At 52.6% G+C, this 25,316-nt stretch carries 26 protein-coding genes, 1 tRNA gene and 1 riboswitch; of the genes, 23 read left to right on the forward strand and 4 right to left on the reverse strand.

Annotation, left to right across the window (positions count from 1 at the left end):
• Positions 1–2 precede the first annotated feature (2 nt).
• Positions 3–761, forward strand: coding sequence for an ABC transporter ATP-binding protein (locus NWF31_RS08590; RefSeq protein WP_258360097.1), 759 nt, complete (start codon positions 3–5; stop codon positions 759–761).
• 84 nt (positions 762–845) lie between these two features.
• Here the strand turns inward: NWF31_RS08590 and NWF31_RS08595 are convergent, their stop codons facing one another.
• A complete protein-coding gene (locus tag NWF31_RS08595; RefSeq protein WP_258360098.1) occupies positions 846–2,198 on the reverse strand; it encodes a citrate/2-methylcitrate synthase in 1,353 nt (450 codons plus the stop codon).
• 291 nt (positions 2,199–2,489) lie between these two features.
• On the opposite strand from NWF31_RS08595, the gene NWF31_RS08600 reads away from it, so the two are divergent.
• The 11 genes from NWF31_RS08600 (at position 2,490) to NWF31_RS08650 (ending at position 10,507) form a co-directional block, all read left to right on the forward strand.
• Complete coding sequence (locus NWF31_RS08600; RefSeq protein ID WP_258360099.1) at positions 2,490–2,972, forward strand: AAA-associated domain-containing protein; 483 nt, start codon at positions 2,490–2,492, stop codon at positions 2,970–2,972.
• Positions 2,973–3,029: 57 nt separating this feature from the next.
• Positions 3,030–3,105 (forward strand) — tRNA-Ala (locus NWF31_RS08605).
• Between the two features lie 194 nt (positions 3,106–3,299).
• Positions 3,300–3,785: a ferritin-like domain-containing protein gene (locus tag NWF31_RS08610; RefSeq protein WP_258360100.1), complete on the forward strand. Its 486-nt coding sequence runs from the start codon at positions 3,300–3,302 to the stop codon at positions 3,783–3,785.
• Positions 3,786–4,072: 287 nt separating this feature from the next.
• A complete protein-coding gene (locus NWF31_RS08615; protein ID WP_258360101.1) occupies positions 4,073–5,095 on the forward strand; it encodes a (Fe-S)-binding protein in 1,023 nt (340 codons plus the stop codon).
• The gene (locus tag NWF31_RS08620) at positions 5,092–6,300 is read left to right on the forward strand and encodes an LUD domain-containing protein (RefSeq protein ID WP_258360102.1); all 1,209 of its coding nucleotides are present in this window, start codon (positions 5,092–5,094) and stop codon (positions 6,298–6,300) included. Before NWF31_RS08615 ends, NWF31_RS08620 begins: the two co-directional genes overlap by 4 nt.
• Positions 6,301–6,381: 81 nt before the next feature.
• Positions 6,382–7,155, forward strand: coding sequence for a DNA/RNA nuclease SfsA (gene sfsA / locus NWF31_RS08625; protein ID WP_258360103.1), 774 nt, complete (start codon positions 6,382–6,384; stop codon positions 7,153–7,155).
• A 63-nt stretch (positions 7,156–7,218) separates the two neighbouring features.
• A complete protein-coding gene (locus tag NWF31_RS08630; RefSeq protein ID WP_258360104.1) occupies positions 7,219–7,698 on the forward strand; it encodes a hypothetical protein in 480 nt (159 codons plus the stop codon).
• Positions 7,685–8,293, forward strand: a complete 609-nt coding sequence (locus NWF31_RS08635) for an accessory gene regulator ArgB-like protein (RefSeq protein WP_258360105.1) — start codon at positions 7,685–7,687, stop codon at positions 8,291–8,293. The genes NWF31_RS08630 and NWF31_RS08635 overlap by 14 nt, the downstream gene beginning before the upstream one ends.
• Complete coding sequence (locus NWF31_RS08640; RefSeq protein WP_258360106.1) at positions 8,290–8,421, forward strand: cyclic lactone autoinducer peptide; 132 nt, start codon at positions 8,290–8,292, stop codon at positions 8,419–8,421. The genes NWF31_RS08635 and NWF31_RS08640 overlap by 4 nt, the downstream gene beginning before the upstream one ends.
• A 59-nt stretch (positions 8,422–8,480) precedes the next feature.
• A complete protein-coding gene (locus NWF31_RS08645) occupies positions 8,481–10,163 on the forward strand; it encodes a bifunctional diguanylate cyclase/phosphohydrolase (RefSeq protein ID WP_258360107.1) in 1,683 nt (560 codons plus the stop codon).
• Positions 10,164–10,282: 119 nt separating this feature from the next.
• The gene (locus NWF31_RS08650; protein ID WP_258360108.1) at positions 10,283–10,507 is read left to right on the forward strand and encodes a sulfurtransferase TusA family protein; all 225 of its coding nucleotides are present in this window, start codon (positions 10,283–10,285) and stop codon (positions 10,505–10,507) included.
• 19 nt (positions 10,508–10,526) lie between these two features.
• On the opposite strand, the gene NWF31_RS08655 is transcribed toward NWF31_RS08650, so the two are convergent.
• Positions 10,527–11,420: a LysR family transcriptional regulator gene (locus tag NWF31_RS08655; RefSeq protein ID WP_258360109.1), complete on the reverse strand. Its 894-nt coding sequence runs from the start codon at positions 11,418–11,420 to the stop codon at positions 10,527–10,529.
• Between the two features lie 75 nt (positions 11,421–11,495).
• Here NWF31_RS08655 and NWF31_RS08660 point away from each other — a divergent pair, with 75 nt between their 5' ends.
• From NWF31_RS08660 to eam, 7 genes are all read left to right on the forward strand, one after another.
• The gene (locus NWF31_RS08660) at positions 11,496–12,695 is read left to right on the forward strand and encodes a YeeE/YedE family protein (RefSeq protein WP_258360110.1); all 1,200 of its coding nucleotides are present in this window, start codon (positions 11,496–11,498) and stop codon (positions 12,693–12,695) included.
• 265 nt (positions 12,696–12,960) lie between these two features.
• Entirely contained in the window at positions 12,961–15,132 is a 2,172-nt protein-coding gene (locus tag NWF31_RS08665) for a molybdopterin-dependent oxidoreductase (RefSeq protein ID WP_258360111.1), read from the forward strand.
• A gap of 6 nt (positions 15,133–15,138) precedes the next feature.
• Positions 15,139–15,834: a 4Fe-4S dicluster domain-containing protein gene (locus NWF31_RS08670; RefSeq protein ID WP_258360112.1), complete on the forward strand. Its 696-nt coding sequence runs from the start codon at positions 15,139–15,141 to the stop codon at positions 15,832–15,834.
• Entirely contained in the window at positions 15,827–16,504 is a 678-nt protein-coding gene (locus NWF31_RS08675) for a formate dehydrogenase subunit gamma (RefSeq protein WP_258360113.1), read from the forward strand. The genes NWF31_RS08670 and NWF31_RS08675 overlap by 8 nt, the downstream gene beginning before the upstream one ends.
• A gap of 129 nt (positions 16,505–16,633) precedes the next feature.
• Positions 16,634–17,506, forward strand: coding sequence for a glycosyltransferase family 2 protein (locus tag NWF31_RS08680; protein WP_258360114.1), 873 nt, complete (start codon positions 16,634–16,636; stop codon positions 17,504–17,506).
• Between the two features lie 40 nt (positions 17,507–17,546).
• Positions 17,547–18,134: a DedA family protein gene (locus NWF31_RS08685; RefSeq protein WP_258360115.1), complete on the forward strand. Its 588-nt coding sequence runs from the start codon at positions 17,547–17,549 to the stop codon at positions 18,132–18,134.
• Between the two features lie 61 nt (positions 18,135–18,195).
• Positions 18,196–18,349, forward strand: a riboswitch (cyclic di-AMP (ydaO/yuaA leader).
• 77 nt (positions 18,350–18,426) lie between these two features.
• Positions 18,427–19,710 (forward strand): glutamate 2,3-aminomutase, encoded by a 1,284-nt coding sequence (gene eam / locus NWF31_RS08690; RefSeq protein WP_277998917.1) that lies wholly within the window; start codon positions 18,427–18,429, stop codon positions 19,708–19,710.
• A gap of 43 nt (positions 19,711–19,753) precedes the next feature.
• Here the strand turns inward: eam and NWF31_RS08695 are convergent, their stop codons facing one another.
• Together NWF31_RS08695 and NWF31_RS08700 are read right to left on the reverse strand one after the other, a co-directional pair.
• Positions 19,754–20,512, reverse strand: coding sequence for an OmpA/MotB family protein (locus NWF31_RS08695; RefSeq protein WP_258360116.1), 759 nt, complete (start codon positions 20,510–20,512; stop codon positions 19,754–19,756).
• Entirely contained in the window at positions 20,478–21,305 is an 828-nt protein-coding gene (locus tag NWF31_RS08700; RefSeq protein ID WP_258360117.1) for a flagellar motor protein, read from the reverse strand. The genes NWF31_RS08695 and NWF31_RS08700 overlap by 35 nt, the downstream gene beginning before the upstream one ends.
• A gap of 167 nt (positions 21,306–21,472) precedes the next feature.
• Here NWF31_RS08700 and NWF31_RS08705 point away from each other — a divergent pair, with 167 nt between their 5' ends.
• From NWF31_RS08705 to pstS, 4 genes are all read left to right on the forward strand, one after another.
• Entirely contained in the window at positions 21,473–22,696 is a 1,224-nt protein-coding gene (locus NWF31_RS08705; protein WP_258360118.1) for an amidohydrolase family protein, read from the forward strand.
• 85 nt (positions 22,697–22,781) lie between these two features.
• A complete protein-coding gene (locus tag NWF31_RS08710) occupies positions 22,782–23,552 on the forward strand; it encodes a prolipoprotein diacylglyceryl transferase (protein ID WP_258360119.1) in 771 nt (256 codons plus the stop codon).
• Between the two features lie 180 nt (positions 23,553–23,732).
• On the forward strand, positions 23,733–23,885 hold the full coding sequence (locus tag NWF31_RS08715; RefSeq protein WP_258360120.1) for a hypothetical protein: 153 nt from the start codon (positions 23,733–23,735) through the stop codon (positions 23,883–23,885).
• A gap of 170 nt (positions 23,886–24,055) precedes the next feature.
• The gene (pstS, locus tag NWF31_RS08720; RefSeq protein ID WP_258360121.1) at positions 24,056–25,162 is read left to right on the forward strand and encodes a phosphate ABC transporter substrate-binding protein PstS; all 1,107 of its coding nucleotides are present in this window, start codon (positions 24,056–24,058) and stop codon (positions 25,160–25,162) included.
• The last annotated feature ends 154 nt before the right edge of the window (positions 25,163–25,316 follow it).

Genomic DNA, 25,316 nt, shown 5'->3' on the forward strand with positions numbered 1-25,316 from the left:
GGGTGATATGGTTGGCTCTACTTGAAGTATGCAATGTTTATAAAACTTATACCGACGCCAACCGGTCCCTCACGGTTCTAAATGACATTTCTTTTACCATTGCTAAAGGTGAATTTGTCTGCCTGGTAGGTCCATCCGGTTCGGGGAAAAGTACCCTGCTGCGGATGATTGTTGGCCTGGACCGCCCGTCCCGGGGACAAATATTTTACCGGGGGCAGCAGGTAAACGGCGTTATGGATAAAATGGCCATTGTTTTTCAGTCTTTTGCCCTGTTGCCCTGGCTGACGGTTATGGAAAATGTATCCCTGGGTCTCGAGGCTAAAAACGTACCCCGGCCAGAAAGGGAGAAAATAGCCAATAAATATATTCAAAAAGTAGGCCTGGACGGTTTTGAAGATGCTTACCCGCGGGAACTATCCCGGGGTATGAAACAACGGGTGGGTATTGCCCGGGCCCTGACCATGGAACCGGAACTCCTCTGCATGGATGAACCCTTTTCGGCCCTGGACGCTTTTACGGCCCAGAACCTGCGGGAGGAGCTTTTAGACCTGTGGCTGGATATAACGCTTCCCGTAAAATCGGTCCTCATGGTGACTCACGGTATCGAGGAAGCCGTCTTCATGGCCGACCGGGTCATGGTGCTGTCTAAAAGGCCGGCCCGGATCCTTGCCGATGTCCGCATAGACCTGCCCCGCCCGCGCAACATGAAGGACGAAGCCTTCGCCCGGGTGACGGATAAAATATACTCGCTTTTGTTCTAAGTGTTCTTAGAAAGAAACAAGGGGACGGTTGCCCGTCCCCTTTAAGCTTATAAAATACCAAATCGCACCGCCGGCCTGGTATGTTTACCTCTGCTCCATGGGAATATATTTTCTTTTGCCTATTACATTCTTATAGGCCGGCCTGATGATCCTGCCTCCGCTCACCAGTTCTTCCAGCAGGTGGGCGCACCAACCGGAAATCCTGGCTATGGCAAAAATCGGGGTATAGAGTTCTACAGGAATATCTAACATCTTATAAACAAAGCCCGAATAGAAGTCCACATTGGGAGCAATGATCTTTTCATTTCCTTTTTTAGAGGCAAATAGTTCGGGCCCGACTTTTTCTATGGTCAGGTAGAGGTCGAATTCCTCTTCCATGTTTTTCTCTTTTGCCAGTTCGGCCGCCTTGGCTTTTAACAAAACGGCACGGGGATCGGACAGGGTATATACGGCATGACCGAGGCCGTAAATTAATCCCTGCCTGTCAAAAGCTTCCTTGTTGAGGATTTTGTTCAGGTAATATTTGACTTCCTCTTCGTCGGACCAGTCTTTTACATTGTTCTTTATATCATCCATCATTTCCATAACTTTAATATTGGCACCGCCATGCTTGGGCCCCTTCAGGGAACCTACTGCTGAGGCAATAACCGAGTATATGTCTGTCCCCGTAGAGGAAACAACATGAACGGCAAAAGTGGAGTTATTTCCCCCGCCGTGCTCGGCATGGAGCACCAGGGAGAGGTCCAGGAGCTCGGCCTCCAGCCTGCTGTACTGGTTGTCGGGCCTGATCATGTACAGGAAGTTTTCTGCGGTGCTCAGTTCTTTTTGGGGCATGTGAATATACAAGCTTTGATTGCCGTGATAGTGGGCTTTGGCCTGGTAACCATAAGCCACCATAACGGGGAAGCGGGCAATCAGCTCGATAGTCTGCCTGACGACGTTTTTGATACTCAAATCATCCGGGTTTTTATCGTAGGAGTAAGAAGCCAAAACGCTCCTGGCCAGCTTATTCATAATATCATTGCTGGGAGCTTTTAAAATCATATCTTCAACAAATCCATCGGGAAGGTTGCGGTTTTCTCCCAGAAGACGGCAGAAATCATCTAGCTCCTGGCGGGAGGGCAGTTCCCCGAAAACGAGAAGGTAAGAAACTTCTTCAAAACCAAAACGCCCTTCTTCCTGGAAATTTTTAACTATTTCCCAGACGTCAATTCCCCGGTAAAGGAGCCGTCCCTGGTCGGGGATCCTCTCACCTTCGTCGAGAATGTAACCGTGGACTTCCCCTATACTCGTAAGCCCTACCAGCACACCGGTGCCGTCACTGTTGCGTAGTCCACGTTTTACATTGTATTTTTCATACAAAGCAGGTTCAATGTAATTATTTTTTTCAGCCAGTGATATAAGCCGTTCCATGTAAGTCCTGTCTTCTATTGACATTTTATTAATTCATCCTTTCTACCAGGTTAATAGATTAAAGCTATTTATCCTTAATATATTCTTCACTAAAAGTTGTTTTCCTTTTTCAAAAAGGGGATGCAGGCATAATTATCCCTTAAATCCCGGAATAGCTGCGGGAAATTTTTCTCCCGCAGGCGCTTCCTGTTCTATTTAGTATTAACTACGGTAGTAAAAGTTAATGCGAGGTGCTGAATCCTGTTCTAAGATCTGGTATAATATGATAAAATATTGGTACCTGAGATGGTGTTTAAATAGGGGGTCACAGCCACTGTGGACGCCGGGCCTTTACCCCAGGTAGGCATAGGGATGGTTATTGGCCTGCTGGAAATGCTGGAGGATGTCCGGGGAAGAGAAGATATATTTAAACTGGCCGGCAGCCTGTCCATGGAACTTGATGATATAGGACCGGTTATAGAAGCTGCCAAGATGCTGGGCTTTATTGAGACTACCAACGGTGACATTACCCTGACAGGGCTGGGTTCCCAGCTGCTGAATGCGAGTATCAATGAGCGCAAAGAGATAGTTGCCGGCCGGTTGCAGCAGCTGCCGGTTTTTAAAGAGGTCCTGGAGCTAATTAATTCCAGGCGTGGGCGGCAAGTACGGCGTGAACATGTGATCAGCCGTTTTGCCCGCAGGATGTCTGATGAGGATGCTGAACTCCTGTTTAAAACCCTTGTGGACTGGGGTCGGTATGCCGGGATTATTGGTTATGACACTAAAGGTGAATTGTTGTATTTGGATGAGGAAGAATAAAGGTATCATCTGACCCTTGACAAACAAATCAAGGGCCAGTATAATAGACAGTGCTGTGGGGCTATAGCTCAGCTGGGAGAGCGCTTGAATGGCATTCAAGAGGTCAGGGGTTCGACTCCCCTTAGCTCCACCAGAAAAAGCGAGGCTTCCCGGTTTTACCGGGGGGCTATTTTATTTTCAAAATCTCGTTTGGTGCCCAATCTGCGCCCGAATTATTTTTCTGCTTTTCACCGGCGCTCAGTAACAGAACAACTTTGCTTAGCCGCACACAATATTATTACTCGCATATAATCGTTAATAGAGAATTAATGTTTTGGGAGGGCTAGTATGAAGCATTATCAACCGGGAGCACCTCTAGTATATAACCAGTGGCAATTGCAGATACCTCAATTGCCGGTACTCGGCCCCAATGATTTTGGAAAATTACTACAGAATATTTATAACTCTATCGTTGCTGAGGCGACGGCAGCCGATTTTTATTCTCGCTTATTAAGGGAAACGCCAGATCAACTGCACAGGGAGTTCATAAACCATGCTTATCAGGATGAACTGGAACATTTAGAAGCCTTTACCAGGTTATACGAGTTCTTTACCGGCCAGATTCCTCAATATAATATTGACCCGGTTCATTACCGGACCTATAAAGATGGTTTGTTGAAAGCCCTCAGGGATGAATTGGAAGCGGCAGATTTTTATAAAGATGTTATTCTATCGAGTACAGATCAAATGGTGAGGGATACGTTTTTCCTGGCAATGGGTGATGAGTTAGAGCACGCGACGAGGTTTGGCGTTCTCTATAATATAATGGGCTGAAGGATATCAAGGCTTCCCGGGTTTACCGGTGTTTTTTTGGGGAAGGGAATTAAGGAACTGGGTACGTTTTTAGAGGGAGAAGTTATCTTTAAACCTTTAAAGTGGGCAGGAAAGCAAATTATTCCTGCCTTTTCTTTTACTATGTCTATATGATTATTCTTAAAAAGAAGCTCAACACAAGTATTATGAATACATGCTAAAGAAACCTTGATTTATAGGTTTCATTTATGATTAATTTATTATGAGCTATAAAGGGCATTATTATAAGAACTAGTTGGGGTGAAACGATGTCTCTTGAACTGAAATTGGAAGCTAATGATTATCGTTTGCCGCCAACCCTTGAAGTAATCCGGGGAAATATTGTTAAATACGGCAATCCCCTGGGCCTTAAAGGAAACGAAATAGCCGGGTGGGCCAGGAATTTAAACCTGCCGCGGCAGGGGGACGTTCTTTTATATACCGGCGGCGAGTATCAACTGGTTCCTTATATTGACAGCCTGGTGAACATGCTCACCACGATGAAGCAGGGCAGTGCAGGGTTTTCCCTGATGCTGGGCGTCCGCAACCTCATAAACAGGGTGGGGGTCAACCCCGAAAAGGTTGTTGCCGGTGTGCTGTCAAGGGAACGGGAGCGTTACCAGGATGTCAGCCGCAAGGCCGCCCTGGTTTTACAGGAGATGGGCTTAAAAATCTGTTACCTGGGCGAAGAAGAAGTCTACAGCGGTGCTCTTCTTTATGAATACGGTTTCATGGGTGACCTGCGCCAGCACGCCCGCAGGGTGGCAGGGTTGATTAAATCTACAGGCGCCAGGACCATCATCTGTCTGTCCCCCCATGCGGCGGAAATGTTTAAGTTAATTTATCCCCGCCTGGTGGATGATTTTAATTACAGGGTCATAACTTTCCTGGAAGCCGTTTACGATTTGATTAAAGATGACCGGGGTCGTGTGCCTTCAGGGTTTTCAGGTAGCATTACGGTTCACGATTCCTGTCGCATGGCCAGGGAACTTGGTATTACGGAAGAAATCAGGGTTATCCTTAGCAAAATGGAGGGAGTTACTTTAATAGAACCGGAGTTCAACCGGCGCTGGACGACCTGCTGCGGCGGTCCCGGCAAGGTCCTTTTCCCCGCATTGTCCGGGAAGATCGCCTCCCGCCGTGTTGGCGAACTCGCGGCTACCAGTGCCGATCTGGTCATTACCTTTTGTCCTTATTGCCTGGCGGCTCTTGATAAAGGACGGCGTGAGGGGCAAAAGGATATTCAAATTGAGGACTTTATCGAGTTTCTCTTCAGGGGGATTGCCCAATGAGTTCGGTGCTGGAACGCATATTTCAAAGGTATACGGAAGAGCTTAATAAAGCCTCCGATGACCCCAATATCCAGTTAGCCCTATCCCGTGCCGTTAAATCTTACCGGGATAACACCGCAGCCGCTTTTAAACGCTTTCCCCATACGCCTAAATTAGCCGGGGAAGTGCGCGCTATAAAGGAAAAGGCCATCGAAAGTATGGATGAACTGGTGGCTCAAGCCAGACAGGCCATTGAAGCCAATCACGGCCAGACTTACCTGGCCGGGACGCATGAAGAAGCCTTAAAATTGGCTGCCGATATTATTGGTACGGGGAAGATAGTTGTCAAAGGCAAGAGTATTGTGGGTGAAGAGCTGGAAATCAGGGACTATCTTATCGAAAAAGGAAATGAAGTCTGGGAAACAGATCTCGGGGAGTTTTTATTACAGCTGCAGCATGGGAGGCCCATGCACATCGTTTCTCCTTCCGTTCATGTGCCCCGGGAGCAGGTGGCGGAATTATTTACGAAGTTTTTTGGGCGGGAGATTCCCCCGGATATTGCCGCTGAGGTAGAGGCCGTCAGGGAGTTTATGAGGGAAAAGTATTTCAGCGCCCATTTCGGCATGAGCGGTGCCAACGTAGTGGCAGCAGACTGCGGGGCCATGGTTATTATTGAGAATGAAGGCAACGCCCGTATATGTACCGCTGTCCCGCCGGTGCATATCGCCGTGGTAGGTATCGAAAAAGTGGTACCCACTTTTCAGGACGCCATGAAAGTGGCGGAGGTTACCTGGCGTTATGCCAACTATACCGTCCCCGGCTACGTCAATATCATCAGCGGGCCGAGCAAGACGGGAGACATCGAAAAGGTGACTACGTATGGTGCTCACGGCCCCAGGGAATTACATGTCATTTTTGTGGATAACGGCCGCAGTGAAATGGCTGCCGATCCTCTTTTCAGGCAGGGTTTGTATTGTTTAAGATGCGGGGGCTGTATGTACGAATGTCCCGTCTTCCAGCTGACCGCCGGGTATTTCGGGTATCGTTATCTGGGGGGCATAGGAGCCATCTGGACGGCTTTTGTGGCCGGCGGCCTGGAGAATGCCGCCCCGCTGGTTTACACCTGTCTCCGCTGCGGCCGGTGCGTGGAGCGCTGCCCGGTAAGCATTGATGTCCCGTCTATGATCGCCGAACTGCGCCGGCGAATAGTCGAGCTTACCTGTTAAACCGGGTGATAAACATGGTTTTTTTGATAATGATACCATGAGCTTTATACACAAGGATAGTTGGCGAGGTTTATACGCGCAATGGTTGAAATGCCTGCAGGTTTAGTTAAAGCCACCTTTCTTTCCCGGCCCAACCGTTTTACGGTGGTGGCAGACAGGGGAGGAGAGAAAGTGGCTGCCTTCCTGGCCGACCCCGGGCGGCTGACGGAACTGTTGCTGCCCGGGGCCGAACTTTATCTGGCCCCGGTGCAAGGCGGGGGAAAGCGGAAAACCGCCTACGACGTGGTGCTTTTATACAGGGAAGGTATATTTATTTCCCTGGACAGCCGCCTGCCCAACCGCCTTTTTGCCGCCGCCTTTCATTCCGGCAGGTTGGCACCTTTTGCCGGCTACCGGGAGCTAACGGCCGAAGTCCGGGCCGGTTCCAGCCGCCTGGATTTTTTATTGACGCCGGGCGGGAAACAGGAAGAACCCCGGCGCGGGGCAGGATTACCACCGTGTTACGTAGAGGTCAAATCGGTAACCCTGGTAACCGGCGATGGGTTGGCCCTGTTTCCCGATGCCCCTACCGGCCGCGGCAGCCGCCATTTGCAGGAGTTGATGGTTTTACGGGCCGGGGGTTGCCGGGCCGCGGTGGTGTTTATAATCCAGCGCGAAGATGCCGTAATTCTTGCTCCCAACGAAAATACCGACCCCCTTTTTGCCCGGGCCTTGCGGGAAGCGGCCGGTGCCGGCGTTGAAATATACGCTTACCGCTGCCGCATCAGCCCGGCGACGGCCTGCCTGGCCGATGCCGTACCTGTAAGGCTTAACTCAAACTTTCTTTGTGGAGATGACCATGTGAAAAGCTGGTAAAAATGTCCTCTTAAGAAGGAAATTTACGGTATGCGTCGAATAATATACTCCAGGTGAAAAACAATGAAAATCCCTTTTTTAGCCTGGCTGTTGCAGGGGCTGCCCGAGGCGATCGGCATTGCCGCCGTGATGTATGCAGTTGCAGGTCTGGGGCTACGGTGGCGTTCAATTTTATCTACGGGTATTATTTTTGGCGTCTTTTTTTACCTGGTACGCTGGCTGCCTATCGCTTTTGGTGTTAATACCCTTTTAAATTTTTTGTTTATAATCCTGGTGTTTAAAAAAGTTACGTCATGTAGTTTAGCCTCGTCTATAAGAAGTGGCTTATCAGTATTGGTTATTGTGGTTATAGGAGAGAACTTATTTTTTAAACTTTTTGTTTCTATGGGATTAAATCCAGAGGAAATTTACCGGAATATTTGGTTACGTATAGTGGCAGGCTGGCCAAACGTAATACTGCTTTTATTGGTATCAATATTTTTTAACATTATTTTTAACAGGGGAACGGGTAAAGGGGCTTGGTATACAGGTGAGCATCAGTAAAGCTGCAGGCAGCCTGGCCAGGTATCTGATGAAAGAATTGCAAACTACCAAGGTGCAGGAAGAAGTACTGGCCTACGGGTTGGAAGTACTCTTTTTAGGTGCTATCGGGTTAATAGCTGTCACCATAGGGGGTTTTGTAGTTGGAGCCCCGGCGGAAACCTTGGCTGCTTTAATTTCGTCCAGCCTGTTAAGGCTTCCCGGTGGAGGAATGCATTTAAGCTCCGCGGGAAAGTGCCTGGCTTTTACGGCATTTATTTTTAGCCTTATTGGTTTCCTGGCCAGCCGGCTGGTTGGATTTTTACTTGTGCAGCAGCATATAGCCTGGATAATCCTGGGCAGCGGCCTTTTGAGTTTGGCAGCCAGCGCCTGGCTGGCCCCGGTAACGGGCCCGGCCAAACCCATAAATTCTCCTGCCCTGCGGCGCAGGCTCCACCGGGTGGCCGTCACCAATTCCCTGGTAGTGCCGGGAGTATTACTTTTTATTGCTGGACGTTGGCCCTCCCTGGCCGTGGCCGGGGCTACCGGCCTGGCCTGGCAGGCAGCCATTATTTATCTTGCCGGTACAAGCCGGCATAAGGAGGTGAAACCGGGATGAAGCGCCTGGCAATGGTCGTTATGTCGGCATTAGCTTTTATGGCTACTTTCCTGGCCTATGTAAACGCCGCCTCAGCTTGTTTTTACGGTTGGTATGAACCTGAGGTACCTCCAAGTTTAAGAAAGTAAAACAAGATTTAGAGAGGTGGATTTTGCCGCCTCTCTAAAATTTATGGAGAAGGTTTTATATGAAATGGAAGGAAGAACGAAGCCGGAAGATAGCTGAATATATTTTGTTCTTTTACCTATGTGCTTTGACTGTGATGGCTATTTCTCTATTAAGTGCTTTTAAATTAACATATTTCCCAAATAGAATGTATTTAAATTATCCTGTAAGTGGCCTTATCCTGGGTGTTTTTGCTTTAACAGGTATAATTTATCTCACCAAAGATTACGTAACTGTTATTACTTCGAGCGAAATAACGCGCCCTATCAGTTTGCTGGTTAGCTTTCTTATATGTCTCTTTGCAATAGCTATCGTTTTTATTTTAGACTTTCACGGCAGTTCCTTTAAAGTCCTTTACTTCATCCCGGTGATCTATGCCTCTATAAATCACGGGCAAAAATACGGGCTTATATTTACATTATTGTGTGTAATACCCCTGCTTATTCCTCACCTGCTTAATTATTCCCCAGAATTGGTTAATAAAGCCCTGGAGGCCGACCTGATCTTAAGCCTTATAATTTTTATGGCCGCCTGGCTAATCGGGGGATTTCTTGATATTGAAAGGGAAACCATCAAAAAGCTGGCCGAGATGGCAAACAGGGACGACCTCACAGGTTTGTGGAACAAACGCTATTTTTACTACATCCTTGAAAATATGTTTGACCGGGCTAAAAAAGAAAATTCAACCTTCTCCCTGGTCCTTGCCGATGTAGATTACTTTAAAACGTATAACGACGCTTTGGGCCATCTTGAGGGAGATAAGGTTTTAAAACAAATTGGCGAGATTATTGGTCAAGAAGTCCCGGCGGGGGCTGTGGCCGCACGCTACGGGGGCGAAGAGTTTTCCATCCTGCTGCCCGGGTATTCCAGCCAGCAGGCCCGCGATGTTGCCGAACAGATCCGCAGGAAAGTCGAGAATTATTCTTTTGTTGGCAAAGAATACCAGCCGGACAAAAAGATTACCCTGTCCATGGGAATTGCTACTTACCCTGCCCACGCCAGGACTCCCCTGGAACTAATACGCCGGGCCGATGATGCCCTCTTCCGGGCCAAATCGGTTCGTAAGAACAGGACGGAGATTTATTTTTCCGTTTTGGACGAGTTATGTACCGACCAAATAAGTACGAGTGAGGACCTGGCGAGCACTTTAAAGACCCTTCTCAGTGTCATCCAGGCTAAAGACCGCTATACGCGAGGGCACTCGGAAAGAGTAACCGAGTATGCTGTAGTCCTCGGCGAATATCTTAATTTACCGGAAGAAGAATTAAACACTTTAAGGATGAGCGCCTTTCTCCATGATATAGGCAAGATAGAGCTCGAGCGGGAGCTTCTGAACAAACCCCTGCCTTTAAACGAGGAAGAACGCCTGCTTTTCCAGCAACACCCGGTCTGGGGGGCCGAGATAGTTCGTTCCGTGTCCCTCCTGGAACGATGCACCCCTATCATTCTTGCCCATCACGAGAATTTTGACGGTTCGGGCTACCCTTACGGCCTTAAGGGGGAAGAGATTCCCCTGGGCGCCAGGATTCTGCGGGTAGTGGACAGCTTTGATGCCATGGCCACCAATAGACCGTACCGCCGTGCCCTGAAACCCGGCCGTTGCCTGGAGGAACTCCGGCAGGGTGCCGGTACCCTTTATGATCCGGAAATCGTAGTAGCCTTTTTTAATGTTGCGGAGCGTATCTTTCGCCTGCTGGCTAGCTAGCCGGGTATTTCCGGGATGATTGCGCGGCGCCGGGCTGCCGGGGAAGAAACCTGCACCGGGAGGATTCCGGTATCCCGGAAGCGAATTTATTTTTAAAACAAGCAGGAGTAGGAACTGGCATGGCTGTATACCGGCTGGATACTTGCGGGGAGATGTGCCCGATACCGATTGTGCGTACAAAGGTCAAGCTCAAGGAATTGAAGCCGGGCGATATGCTGATCGTTACCAGCGACCACAGTTGCACCAGCCAGTCCCTGGCCGAGACGGTCCAAAAAATGGGTTACCGTGTCGAGGTCATGGGGGTAAGCCACGGCATCTGGGAAGTAATAATTGAGAAGGTATAGGCAAAAGGACTCTCCCGGTTTAGCAGAAGGCCTTCTTGTTGGTCAAGAGGAAGCGGAAAAACTTTTTTTGCAAGCCGGTAGCCGGCCTGCCGGCCGGGTAGACGATATTAAAGGTGCTGCGGAAAGAGATGCCTTCCACCTGCAGGGCTTTGAGGGTCCCGGCATGTATTTCCCGCCTTATGGCCAGGCGGGAGAGCAGGGAAACGCCGTGACCGGCAGTAATGGCTGATTTGATGGCGTCGTTGGAATTTAATTCCAGCACTACATTCAGGTTGGCTATAGTTAAACCCTGGGCGGCCAGGGCGCGGGCAATCACCCCGCGGGTACCGGAGCCTTCCTCCCTGAGGATTATGGGCAGGCGGCAGAGTTCTTCTAAGGTCACCCGTTCCGGGCCCTCCCAGCCGGGGGGGACGATTAAAAGGAGTTCATCTTCAGCTATTCCCCGGGTGGCCAGGCCGGGCCGGTCGACGGGTCCTTCGATAAGGCCGATGTCGATAGTTTTGTCCAGCAGCTTCTGGATAGTTTCTTCCCGGTTGCCCACCAGCAGCTTGATATTGGCGTCGGGATATTTTTCTTTAAAGCTGTATATGGTGCAGGGCAGGGCATAACTGCCGATGCTGCTGCTGGCGCCGACGATAAGGTGCTCATGGCCGCTCTTCCAGTTGTTGAGGTCGCGTTTGAGATTCTCTGCCAGCTGGAGGAAAGTCTGGCCGTATTCATAAACAATTTCCCCCAGGGCCGTCAACTCCACTCCCCTGGTAGTACGGGTAAAAAGCTTGACTTCGAGGTCGTTTTCTAGCAATTGGATTTGATAGCTCAGGGATGACTGGGACATGTGCAGGAGGCGGGCTGCTTCGGAAATGGATTTAACCTGGGCTACCGTACAGAAAGCTCTAAGGTGGTTGAGGTTCATGGAGCGGGCCTCCCTGCCAGTTGCTTATAGAATTCATTATAGCATATCATCACCTTTTGGATAGGCGGAAAATGCATGGCAACGGAACGGCAAAAGGAATCACCGGTAATTAAACAAGTTAACATTAACACCGGTTCCCAGGAACCTTACGCCCTTGGTGCCGCCATCATTGCTGCCGGGATCTTCTGGTGGCTGCAGGGACGCGGGCCAGGGCTGGGGGAGGCCTGGCTTTTTGGCCTGGGCTTCGGCTTCGTCCTCCAGCGCAGCCGTTTTTGTTTTGTAGCCGCCTTCCGCGACCCCTTCATTACCGGCAACACCTCCATTAGCCGGGCGATAGTAATCGCCTTGACGACGGCCATCCTGGGCATGACCCTGGTAGCCTGGACGGGGGTTCCCCTGGTCGATGTTCACCCGGCAGGGTGGCACAGCGTGGCCGGCGGGCTCCTCTTTGGCATCGGGATGGTCCTGGCCGGCGGCTGTGCCAGCGGTAATTTAATGCGGGTGGGCGAGGGTCACCTGCAACAGTGGCTGGTCCTGGGGGCCTTTATCGGCGGGTCCCTCTGGGGAGCCCATGATTTCGACTGGTGGCAGCAGGTAAGCATCAGCCGGTCACCGGTATTGTTCCTCCCCGGTATGCTGGGGTGGTGGCCGGCCATTGTTATCCAGTTCCTTGCCCTCGGATTGATTTACATGGCCCTAAAGAACCTGGAAAAACGGGCCTTTCCTGATTTCGTCCCTACCCCAAGAGCACGGCAGCCCTTCCACCTGCGCCGCCTGTGGGCCTGCCCCTGGCCTTATTGGGCCGGGGGGGCGGCCCTGGCGGTTCTGGATGTAGTTTTAACCTGGCGCGGGGGCCAGCCCTGGGGGATTACCACCGCCTTTAGCTACTGGGGCGCCTGGATATGGCAGGCATTTACCGGGGGCCCGCCGGGCTGGTATTATTACAGCCTACCGGCCCACAGCCAGGCCCTAAAGCTGGGGTTCCTGGGCGAACCCCGTACCCTTCTGGATCTGGGACTGGTGGTGGGAGCCTTTTTAGGGTCCCTGGCGGGTTCGGAATTCCGCCTGCACTGGCCGCGGCGGTGGCCCCTGATACCAGCGGCCCTGGCCGGCGGGTTGCTTATGGGCTACGGGGCCAGGATTGCCATGGGATGCAACATCGGTGCCTTTTTCAACGGCATTGCTTCTTTTTCCCTCCACGGCTGGCTTTTTGGCCTGGGCCTGGTCGGTGGGGCTTATCTGGGGAGCAGGTTTCTCCTGCGGTACCTGCTGTAAAATGTGATAACTATCGAAAGGTCTGATGGCCCTCGAAAATACCGTTAGACAATTGGAGTAATGGGTGGCCGCGAGGCCGCATGATTCCTGGCCCGAGGGGAGCTGTTGCAGCTCCCCTCGGGCTTTACTGCCCCTTTTCCCCGCGGCAGGAGAAGAGGGGCGGAATCAGTAAAATATATTGTGAAAGTAACTTTGAGGTCAAAGTACCACGCGATTACATGTGTTAATAGCAACAGTTGCTTTTACAGATTACGGAGGTGAGGGTATGTTAGAACAAAGAATAAGCCGGCGAACCTTTCTCAAAGGCTCCCTGGTGGCCGGCGCCCTGGCCACCTTTGGCGGCAGGCTTGTTCCCCTGGACCAGGCGGAGGCGGCAGAGGCCACAACCCCGGCAGCCGCCCGGGTCGTGCCCACCATCTGCGAGATGTGCGGGGTCAAGTGTGGCGTCCTGGCCCATGTCCGGGATGGCCGGGTTTGGCGTCTTACCGGTAACCCTAAAGACCCCCAGAGCGGCGGCCGTTTATGTGCCCGGGGTAATGCCGGCACCAAAACCCTTTATGACCCCGACCGCCTGAAGGGTCCCATGAAGAGGGTCGGTGACGGGAAGTTCCAGCCCATCAGCTGGGAGCAGGCTTTTGCAGAAATTGGCGCTAAATTACAAGAACTGAAAGGGCGTTACGGGCCCCAGACCCTCGTCTGGCTGGCGCACCCGGAGCTTATTTCTCCCCTGGAGAAACATTTCATGGCCGCTTTCGGTTCCCCCAATTATACCGGCCACGCACCGACCTGCTACAGTAGCCGCAACGTCGCCTTTGAACAGATGTACGGCGGCGTTCCCGGGGTGGACTACCGCAATGTCAAGTACTACATTGCCTTTGGCCGCAACCTTACCGGAGGCATTAAAAACCCCGATATTCAAAAGATCGTTGCCGCAAAGGCAGAAGGCGCCCGTCTGGTAGCCGTAGACCCGCGCCTGAATGATTTTGCCTTCTTTGCCGATGAATGGCTTCCCATCAGGCCGGGTACCGATCTGGCCATGATTTTGGCCATGATTAACGTCATCATTAAGGAAAACCTGTATGACGCTTCCTTTGTGGCCGAACGAACCCTCGGCTTTGAAGAATTAAAGGCCGGGGTGGCAACCTATACCCCTGAATGGGCGGCCAAGATTACGGGCATCGATGCGGAAACCATCACCCGCATCGCCCGGGAACTGGCGGCGGCCAAACCAGCGGCGGCCGTGGATCCCGGCTGGCATGCCGTTACCGGTTCCCAGTATTACAACAGCGTCCAGACGGCCCGGGCCGTAGCCGCCCTCAACGCCCTGCTGGGGAATCTCGGCGCCAAAGGCGGCCTGACTTTTCCGTCCAAGATTCAACTAGGTGATCCTTCGCCTATTATGGGTCCCAAACCGCCGGCGGCGGCGGGACCGCGCTGGGATGGGGCCGGCAGCGAAAAATGGCCTTTAATTAAAGCCCACGGCATGATCCAGGTTTTCCCCGAAAGGGTCAAAGAAGATAAACCCTATCCCATCAAAGCGGCAGTAATCCAGCACCTGAACCCGGTGCGTTCCAGCAGCGATTCCGTGGCTTTTATTGAAGCGTTGAAACAGCTGGAGCTGGTGGTGGCAATTGATATCCAGATGAACGATGCGGTCTACTATGCCCACTATGTATTACCGGAAGCCACCTACCTGGAGAGATACGATCCCCTGATGACGGCAGGCAATAAGGTGATCTTGCGCCAGCCGGCGGTAGAGCCCCTGTTTGATACGAAAGGCGCGGAAGAAATTATCGCCGGCCTGGCTAAAGCAGCGGGTTTAGGGGAGTACTTCAACTTTACCCTGGAGCAATATAACGACGCCCTGCTGGCTCCCCTGGGAATGACCCAGGTGCAGCTTGCAAGCACGGGTATCGCCGAAGTAAAAGCCCAGCCCCCAGATTATACCAAACTGAAGACAACTTCCGGTAAAATCGAGCTGGCCTGCCAGGCCTTTGTTAAGGCCGGCAGCACCCTTACGCCGGTCTGGGAGCCGCCTCTGGTGGAGCCGAAGGATGATGAGTTCCGTTTCATCCAGGGCCATGTACCCATGCACACCCATACCACTACCGACAACAACGCCTACCTCCATTCCCTCATGCCGGAAAACGAACTCTGGATTAACCCCGGCCCGGCTGCCAAGCTGGGCATCAAGACGGGGGATCTGGTCGAAGTGGCTTCCAAGGTAGGCAAGGTTAAGCTCAAGGCCCGCGTTACGGAAGGTATTCACCCCGAGGCCGTATTCATGGCCCACGGTTTTGGCTGCGGTGTACCAATAAGAAAACTGGCTTATAACAAGGGAGCCAATGACAGCGCTTTGATCCCAGTTATTACGGCACCTGTATCCGGGGCGGCAGCCCAATGCGAAACCCTGGTGACGGTGCGGAAGGCAGGGTGAGTGTAAATGGCTAAATACGGGATGCTTATCGATCTGACGCGTTGCATAGGCTGCCACGGCTGCACCGTGGCCTGCCAGGCCAGGTGGGACTTACTGCCCCAGGTGCAGTTTACCAAAGTCCACCGCTATGAAGTGGGTACCTTCCCCAGGGTTAAAGGCGGGGTGGTAACTACCCAATGCATGCACTGCGACGAACCCCCCTGTGCCCGCGTTTGTCCAACCGGGGCCACCCAAAAACGCGCCGACGATATTGTGGTGGTTGATGAGCAGAAATGTATCGGTTGCCGTTACTGCCAACAGGCCTGCCCATACGACGCCCGGAGCTTTAATCCCCAGGGCAACATCGTCCAGAAGTGTTATTTCTGCTATGACTTTGTGGAAAAGGGACAGCAACCGGCCTGTGTGGAAACCTGCATGGCCGCGGCCAGGATCTTCGGCGATCTGGATGATAAAGGGAGCGAATTATCACGGGCCATAGCCTCCAGGAAAGCCGTCCAGATCAAGGGCACTTCCATTTATTATGTACCGCCGCGGAACCTGGACGCCTCTTTCCTGCCTGCCGATTTCCGGGAGCCGGGAGCCGTACGCATCTGGCAGGATATCGTCCATCCGGGCGGGAAGACCGTTATGGGCCTGGCGGCCGGCGCCGTTATCGCCGGTCTGGTAATCAATAATATTAAAGGAGGCGGCAAGAATGCCTGAGGAAAGGGTTGAACGTTTTAACCTGTTCGAGCGCTTGGGTCACTGGAGCCATGGTATTACCTTCGTCTTCCTGCTCCTCACCGGCCTGGCCCTGGTGTTCCGCGGCTATGCCGGCCTGTTAGGACCGGGGGGCCTGCGCCTGTTTCGCAGCATCCACCACGCTATGGCCTATCCCTTTACCTTCCTGACCGTAATTATCCTTATTCTAGGGACGCCGCGGACTGCATGGCAATGGTTGCGCGAATGTCTTACCTGGGGCCGGGATGACTTCCGCTTTATTGCCGCTTTCCCCCGGGAGTTTTTCGGCCTTAAAGTGCAGCTTCCGGAGCAGGGCAAGTTTAACGCCGGGGAAAAACTCAATTCCCTCCTGACCATCGCCGGTTCTATCTTAATGGCCGCCACCGGCTGGATCTTGCTCCTGCGGGACAGTTTCTCCCCCGCCGTGGTGGCCTGGGCCCTGCCCCTGCACTCGGCCGGAGCCCTGCTCATGGGCGGGGTTCTTCTGGGCCATGTTTACCTCGCCCTGGGGCACCCCGGTTCCCGCGAGTCCATTAACGGCATGCTGTCGGGTAAAGTGTCGGCCAGGTTTGCTCGCGAGCACCACGGCCGCTGGTACCGGCAACTAAAGGCCGGGGAAAAAGTGGTTAAAGAACAACAAAAGATTGCCTAGCGAGGCCTGCATAATGATGCCCTGGAATAATTCCAGGGCAATAATATTTTCTGGAGAAGGAAATTTTAAGGCTGTGGAGAAAATACTAGAAACCATGATTTAGCATGAGAAGCTGCAGGGGAGAAAAGGATGAAAGTTCAAAGTCACGTTTCAAGGGGAATCAGCGCCGTTATCCCGGCATATAATGAAGCTGCGACGGTAGGTAAAGTAGTCGAGACTTTAAAAAAAGTCAATAGCATCGTCGAAATCATCGTGGTCAGCGATGGTTCCCAGGATGCAACGGCCGGCATCGCCCGCCGCCATGGCGCCCGGGTTATAGAGCTGGCAACGAATGGCGGTAAAGGGGCGGCTATGACCGTCGGCGCCCGGGCGGCACGGGAAGACATACTTCTTTTCCTGGATGCCGACCTGGAAGGGCTGACGGCGGCCCACGTCGAGGCCCTGGTTGCTCCTTTGCTGGAAGGCAGTGCCGATATGACCGTAGGCATCTTCAGCCAGGGGAGGTCCCTTACAGACCTGGCCCAGGTAGTGGCCCCCCATCTTTCCGGCCAGCGGGCGATACGCAAAGAGCTTTTCCTGGCGGTGGGAGCGGAAAATAGCCGTTTTGAGGTTGAAGTATTGCTCACCAGCGAAGCTCGGGCCCGGGGCTGGCGGGTGCAGAAAATCCCCCTGGCCAATATGACTCATATTATGAAGGAAGAAAAGCGGGGGCTGTACCGGGGCGTAATCGCCCGGATGGGGATGTATAAAGATATCCTGGTTTATATATTGCGCCTTACGCGTAAAAAGATAAAAACGCGCCCGGTTGCGATCCTGTTTTTGCTTCTTTTTTTCGCGGCAGCTTTAAATTATGACATGGCTACCATAGGGGCTGCGGCTGCCGTATCGCGGGGGATACCTGCCTTCGACCTGCTTTACGGCAGCAACCGTATCCCTGTCATTATACCCCATCCTGATGACGAAATCTCCAGTGAGGGAAGTCTTTTTGTTCAGGCCGGGTAGCGCCGGCCATGGCAGCGATTGCCGGTAGGCAGGGAAGAGCATGACGGCCGTCAACGTCTATTTGGCCCTCTTTGGCCTGCTATTTATGATAGGAACAGGGATGCCGGGTATTCCCTTTCAACCGGTCTACCTGGCCGCCGGCTATTTAATCGAGCGTGGGGAGATGAGCTTCTGGGGGGCGGTAATGGTCGGAACTGCCGGCAATCTTCTGGGCAATTTGATAGGTTACTGGCTGGGATCCAGTCCGGGGCGAGGTATAATCGAACGCTTTTTCCGGCAGGGCTGGGGTCCGGATGGCCTGGAAAAAACCCGGAAGTGGTTAGAACGTTATGGGGTAGCAACAGTTTTTTTAGCCCACTGGTTTGGCCCCATCAGGACGCCGGCCATCCTGGCAGCGGGGATTTTTAGAATGAATCCCGGCATTTATGCCTTTTATTCAGCTTTGGGTGCCTTTTCCTGGACCCTGGCCTGGCAGTACGCCAGCTGGAAGGGAGCCCATTATTTCCTGGGATGGTGGTACTTTTACCGCCAGTTTGCTACCTGGTGGCTTGATGCCCTGCTCATCCTGGCGATGCTAGCCGCTACCGCCGGCTTCATTTATTATTGCCGGTATTGGTATAGGAAATAAATGGGAAAAAATAGCTTTGACAACCTTCTAACCTTATGTTAAAATTATATAACAACAATAGAATAAATAATCGCTGAATCCCTTTATCAAGGGAACGGGGGAACCATTATTTGGGGTGAATCCCTGCACTTTAGTAAATTAACTGGGTGCGGGGTAGGGTTAGCTTTCGACCCGAACCCGGCAGCTAACTTCGTAAGCGTGGAAAGTTAAGAGGCAGAATGCCCCTTTAATTACCATGCGCCCAAAACCCCGGTTCAGGCCGGGGTTTTATTTATGAAGGGAGGTACAATCCATGAGCGTTTACCCTAGCAAAGGGAGGCTGATGAGTAGAGAAACCAAAAGGGAAATTGCCCTGCAGAGGGCGGCTGAGTTGAAGGCCAGGATTATTGATTACCTGGACGCCAGGGCTACCATCCCCAGCGGTTTCGAAGCCGCTGCCGAAATTGAAGCCAACCGGCGGCGGATTATGGCTTATTTTGGGGCCACTGAAGACGACTGGCAGGACTGGCGCTGGCAGCTGCAGCACCGGATCAGCTCTATTAAAGTCCTGGAGGAACTAATTCCTTTAACTGAAGCAGAAAAAGAAGCAATCGGGAGGGTCGAACGTGTTTACCGCTGGGCCGTTTCACCCTATTACCTCTCCCTTATGGGCAAAGATGCCGGTTGTCCTATCCGGCGGCAGGCCTTGCCGAGTGCCGCAGAGCTGAAAGATAATATCGGGGTACTCGATCCCATGGATGAGGAGCTGACGTCACCGGCACCGGCCATAACCCGTCGTTACCCCGACCGCTTGATTATTAACGTTACCAACCAGTGCGCCATGTACTGCCGCCACTGCCAGCGACGCCGTAATATCGGGGAAGTTGACCGCAGCCGCAGCCGCCGGGAGCTGGAGCAGGCCCTGGAGTATATCCGCCGCAACGAAGAAATACGCGACGTCTTGATCACCGGCGGCGACGCGTTGATGCTCAGCGACGCCACCATAGACTGGCTGTTGACGGAACTGGATAATATACCTCATGTAGAAATTAAACGCCTGGGTACCAGGGTGCCGGTTACTTTACCCCAGCGCATCACGCCGGGATTGTGCCGCATACTGGCTAAGCATCCGCCCCTTTATATCAATACCCAGTTCAACCATCCCCGGGAAGTTACTCCTGCGGCGAAGGAAGCCTGCGACCGCCTGGTGCAGGCCGGAGTGGTCCTGGGGAACCAGGCGGTATTGTTAAAGGGCATCAACAACCATCCCTTTATTATGAGGAAACTCAACCAGGAACTGTTGAAAATCCGGGTACGGCCCTATTATATCTTCCACGCCAAGCCGGTTAAGGGGACGACCCATTTTATCACTTCCATTGAAGAAGGCGTGGAAATAATGGAACAGCTGCGCGGCTATACCTCGGGACTGGCCGTGCCTACCTATATAATCAATGCTCCCCACGGGCTGGGCAAGACACCCGTCTTACCCCAGTATGTACTGGCCTGCAATGAAGAGCAGGTCATCTTACGGACCTGGGAAAGGCGAACCCTCTTTTATCCCAACCTGGGCCGCGAAGAAGAGCAGGCCGGGGCTTAAAACAGGAACGCCGGGATTAACTCCCGGCGTTTTTATATTTATATCAATGGTGGGGTTCGGTGACGTTGTAGGCTTCTTTAAGGATCACGATATCCACGCGCCGGTTGCGGGCCATATTGGCTTCACTGTCATTGGGGACTACGGGGCGATATTCCCCGTAGCCGGTAGCCGAAAGGCGCCCGGGACTGATACCGGCGTCGTTCACCAAAACTTTTACGACATTGGTGGCCCGGGCCGTGGACAGCTCCCAGTTGGATGGAAAGAGGGGGGTATGGATGGGCAGGTTGTCGGTGTGTCCTTCTACCCGCAGGTAATTGGGAAGCCTGGTCAGGGCCTGCCCCACCCGCCGGAGCAGGGCTTGGGCCTCCGGGGTCAGCTCGGCAGAACCTTTGGGAAAGAGGATCATATCGGCCATGCTGACCACCAGGCCCCGTTCCTCGTTTTCGAGGTTTATCTGGCCCTCCAGGCCCTCCTGCCGGATATACTGCTGGAGTTCGACTTTAACCCTCGCCAGTTCTGTTCCTTCTACTCCTTGCCCTTCTGTGCCCTGACCGCCGGGTGCCGGGGCCACGCCGGGAACTAGGGAAGGTAACCCCCCTTCCTCAAAAAGGCCCGGTGCCGGTGAACCTATAAAGGCCTGGGCCAGGGAACTGGCCAGGGCGGCCATCTTCTGGGCGTTGATGCTGCTGATGGAGTACATAACGACGAAGAAGATCATGAGCAGGGTGATCAAGTCGGAATAGGTTAAGAGCCAGCGCTCTTTATTATCATGACTGGCCTTTTCGGTCCAGCGCCTGGGCACCGGCGTCTCCCCCCTTTGCTGCCGTCCCGCTCAGGATAGCCCGCTGTTTATCCGGCGCCAGGAAAGCTATAAGGGTACTGCGGATCAGGGTGGGGTTCCTGCCGGCCTGGAGGGCCAGCACTCCTTCCAGGATCATTTCCTGGTAGACGCGTTCCTTGTTAGCTTTATTCTTGAGCTTGGCGGCAAGGGGCAGCCAGAGGAGGTTGGCGGATGAGACGCCGTAGAGGGTGGCGATAAAAGCCATAGCGATAGAAGGACCCAATTTATCAGGGGAGCTGATATTACTGAGGACGTGGACCAGTCCCATGACGGTGCCGATGATGCCCATGGTGGGGGCGTAGCCGCCCGCGGCTTCAAAAATACTAATGCCGGTGGCATGCCGTTCGCCGGTGGCGTAAATTTGCTGTTCTAAAACATTCCTTGTTTGCTCCGGGTCGGTGCCGTCCACCACCAGTTGCAGGGCGGTTCTCAGGAAGGCGTCGTTAATGTTGTCCAGTTCCTTTTCCAGGCGCACGAGGCCTTCCCGGCGGGCCAAAACGGCGTAATTGACGATGTTTTCAATGGTTTGATTCAAATCAAAGGGTCTTTCCCGCAAGGCAATTTTCAGTAAACGTGGTACGTTCATGATTTCTTCGCGGCTGAAGCCGATCATGGTGGCGCCGATAGTGCCGCCGAAAACAATCATGGCTGCCGTCACGGCCAGGAGGGCCCCGGGTTCGCCCCCTTCCAGGATGAAGGCGACAATCAGGGAGCCGAAACCAATAATTAAACCCAGGATGACATTAATATCCAAACAACCATACCACCTTTCTACTTACCGGGCCACGATTTACCAGAATATCTAGCAATATTCGGCATAAAGCGATAGAATCCTTGTCCATTGACCGTTAAATTTTCCTGTGGTAGAGTAAGATTAGGTTTAATATAAACCAATGTAATTATCAGGAAGGAAGATAAAAATTGAATGATTTGTTAATCAGGCGCGCGCGGCTCATGGATGAACCTGGAACTGTCGATGTAGCCATAAAAGACGGGTATATTGTTGCCGCCGGGGGAGGGGTAGCCGGCTCGGCCCGGCAAATGGTCGATGCGGCAGGGAGATTATTGATCCCGGCCTTTGTCGATGCCCACCTTCACCTGGACAGGGCCCTGACGGCACCCCAGGAAGGCGTGACCTCCCTGGCAGAAGCCATTGATGATTTCCAGAGACGCAGCCGTAGGATGGATAAAAACGATTTTATCGACCGCGGCCGCCGGGTGCTGAAGATGGCCGTGCGCCATGGAACGACTACCATGAGAACCCATATTACCGTTAACGAAGCCCTGGGCCTCCGGGGGCTGGAAGCGGCCCTGGAGCTGAAGGAAGAATTTGCCGGGAGGGTTGAACTGCAGGTATTCGCTATGGCCGGCGAACTGGAACCGGCACCCACGCCATCATTAAAAGACTTCCTGGAAGAAGCCCTGCGCATGGGAGCAGACGGCCTGGGTGGCGCCCCCCATCTGGCGGAACATATGGAGGAGTGGGTAGATTTTATCTTTGAACTGGCGGGACGATATAATTCCTTGATAGACTTACATGTTGATGAAACGGATGACCCTTCGATTGCCTCCCTGGAGTATATAGCCGCCAAAACCATCCAGAACGGTTTCCAGGGGCGGGTGGTAGCCGGTCCCTGCTGCAGCCTGGCGGCCGTTGACGAAGATAAGGCAGCCCGGGCTATCGCCGCCGTAAAAGAGGCTGGCATCAGCGTTATTACTTTACCGTCATGCAATCTCTACCTCATGGGCCGCCGGGATAAAGGCCTGGTGCGGCGCGGGGTTACCAGGGTCAGGGAACTGCAGGCTGCGGGGGTAAATGTTGCCTTTGCTTCCGGTAATGTCCGCGATGCCTTCCGCCCCTTTGGTAATGCCAATATGCTGGAAGAGGCTCTACTTACCGCCCAGGTGCTACAAATGGGAACGCCCCTGGAACTAAAGAACGTTTTGAAAATGGGCACCTATAACGCCGCGGCCGCCATTGGCCTTAAGAAGTATGGAATTAAAGCCGGTGACCGGGCGGACCTGGTCCTCCTGGATGCTACCGGCCCGGCGGAGGCCATCATCGGGCAGGTCGAAAAGGTTTGTGTTATTAAGGGCGGCCGGGTGGCCGTACGGAACGACAAAAAAAGCGACCTCATCATCTAGCATCATTTTGGCGGTTGCATAAGGGTCGGGGTGAGGTTATACTACAAATAGAAATAAAACCATATATTAACATGGAGGAATGAAATTGTTAGTCGATCTTAACCCCATAGCTTTTCAACTGGGACCTGTAGCAGTGCGCTGGTACGGTATCTTCATGGCCCTCTCTTTCCTGGTAGGTTCCTGGTACCTGTACCGGGAGGGCATGAGAAGGGGACTGGATGAAGACTTCCTCCTCAACCTGGCTATAATTGTTATTATCTGCGGGGTAATCGGGGCGCGGTTGATGTTTGTCCTCGCCAATTATCCCACCTGGTTTATAACCGACCGCATCCAGATCCTTAAAATCTACGAAGGGGGCCTTTCCTGGCACGGCGGCCTCCTGGGGGGCTTCCTGGGCGGCTGGCTTTACGCCCGGTGGAAAAGGGCCGATGCCAACCAGCTGGCGGACCTGGTAGTGCCGGGCCTGGCCTTCGGCTATTTCCTGGTACGTATCGCCAACATATTTAACCAGGAAGTATTAGGCCGGCCTACGGATTTATGGTTCGGCCGCTGGCCGGCCCAGCTTATCGGTTCGGCCATAGGCCTCCTCCTGCTGGCTCGTTATTTTTACGTCCAGGGCAAAAACCCTCCCCGCGGCTACCAGTTCTGGTCCTTTATTTTCTACCACCAGGTTTTACGGGCTGTTGTCGAGGAAACCGTGCGGGATAATCCCCTGGATGTGTGGGGCTATGTTGTTCCCCACTGGGGCCTGGGCTTCTTTACCATGACCCAGCTTGCCACCCCGTTCATCTTGCTCCTTGCTTATTACTTCATGCGACGCTCGCGTCAGGCCGCCAGGGTAAGGTATCGCAGGTAAAATGAAGGAAGGCTGGCGGCGAGGGGTCCTGTACCCGGGCGCCGCCTTTTTTATTAATTCATGGCCGCTGTGAATTGTGGTAAATTTAATTGAGGTATAATCTCAGCTTTATTTGTTTTTAACCTTCAGGTGCTACAATCTTAATTGAAGGGAAACAATACCTGAAGGAGGTAGAAGCAGATGAATAAAGGATTAGTTTTCCTGCTGAAAGAGTGTTACTGGCTCCTGGAAAAGACGGTAGAAATACCCTGGCAACTGCGGCAGATGCGGGTGGAAGTCGCGCGTGAAATAGCTGAACGAGGAAAGAGGGGCAGGGACAAAAAAATTGCTTAAGAAAAATTAACGGCAGGGTCCAATTCAGAATGGAGGACCCTGCTTTTTAATTTTAACTTAACATGATATTAACCTGCGGATAATTTAAATATAACACCGGTTTTTTATAATAAACTGTGGGCGAACTGCAAACTACTTACTGGAAGTATTAAACCCGGAGGAGGATTTAAATGCCCTGGAAGAAAAGCAAGGGGATAATGGTGCTGGCAATGGTTCTGGCGTTGCTGGTGCTGGCAACCGCTTGCGGTAAGAGCGATGAAGCCGGCAAAGGGCCGGCTGGTGGCAGTGATGGCAAGGCGCAAACTGTATATTTAAACGGTGCCGGCGCGTCATTCCCCTACCCCCTTTACAGCAAGTGGATATCTGAGTACAACAAAGTTGCTCCCCATGTTAATATAGACTACCAGTCCATCGGCAGCGGGGGTGGCATCAAGGGCATCATCGAGGAAACCGTCGATTTTGCCGGCAGTGACGCTCCCATGAAAGATGAACAGATGGCCAGGGCCCGGGGAGAAATTATCCACATTCCTACGGTTATTGGTGCCGTCGTAATTACCTATAATCTGGAAGGAGTTAACACGGGCCTCAAGCTGACGCCGGAAGTTATAGGTAATATTTTCTTGGGGAAAATTAAAAAGTGGAATGACCCGGCTATAACTGCCATCAACCCGGGGGTCGAACTGCCTGATAAAGAGATCGCCGTCGTTCACCGCTCTGACGGTAGCGGTACTACCAATATTTTTACCGATTATCTCAGCAGCACCAGCCCGGAATGGAAAGAAAAAGTAGGAACGGGTACAGCCGTTGAATGGCCGGTAGGTATTGGCGCCAAGGGTAATGAAGGCGTGGCCGGTACCGTAAAGCAGACGCCGGGCGGGATCGGCTATGTTGAGCTTGCCTATGCTGTCCAGAACCAGTTGCCTTATGCTTTCATTAAAAACCTTGCGGGTAAATTTGTTGAGCCTACCCTGGATACCACAACTGCCGCTGCTGCCGGCGCAGTTGCCAGCATGCCTGAAGATATGCGGGTATCTATCGTCAATGCTCCCGGCGAAAACGCCTATCCCATTGCCGGCTTTACCTACCTCCTGTTATATAAAGAGCAGATGGACAGAAATAAAGGTACGGAACTGGCTAAATTCCTGTGGTGGGCAGTTCATGATGGGGAGGCTTTTGCCAAAGACCTGCTCTATGCACCGCTACCCGAAAACGTCCGGCAGCGGGTTGAAGCCAGGATCAAGGAGATTAATTATCAAGGAGAACCTCTTTTTAAGTAATTTCTGGTTTTGGTATCAGGAAAACAGGCAAAAGGGGAAATTGCGGGCCCGGCCCGGCGATTTCCCCTATATTTGCAGGGGGAAGAATTTACCCCCAAACATGTTACATTTAAAGGATTTGCGACTTTTGATGGCGAATATCAACAATAATTGA

Source organism: Neomoorella sulfitireducens (assembly GCF_024733845.1).
Lineage (GTDB): Bacteria > Bacillota > DSM-521 > Neomoorellales > Neomoorellaceae > Neomoorella > Neomoorella sulfitireducens.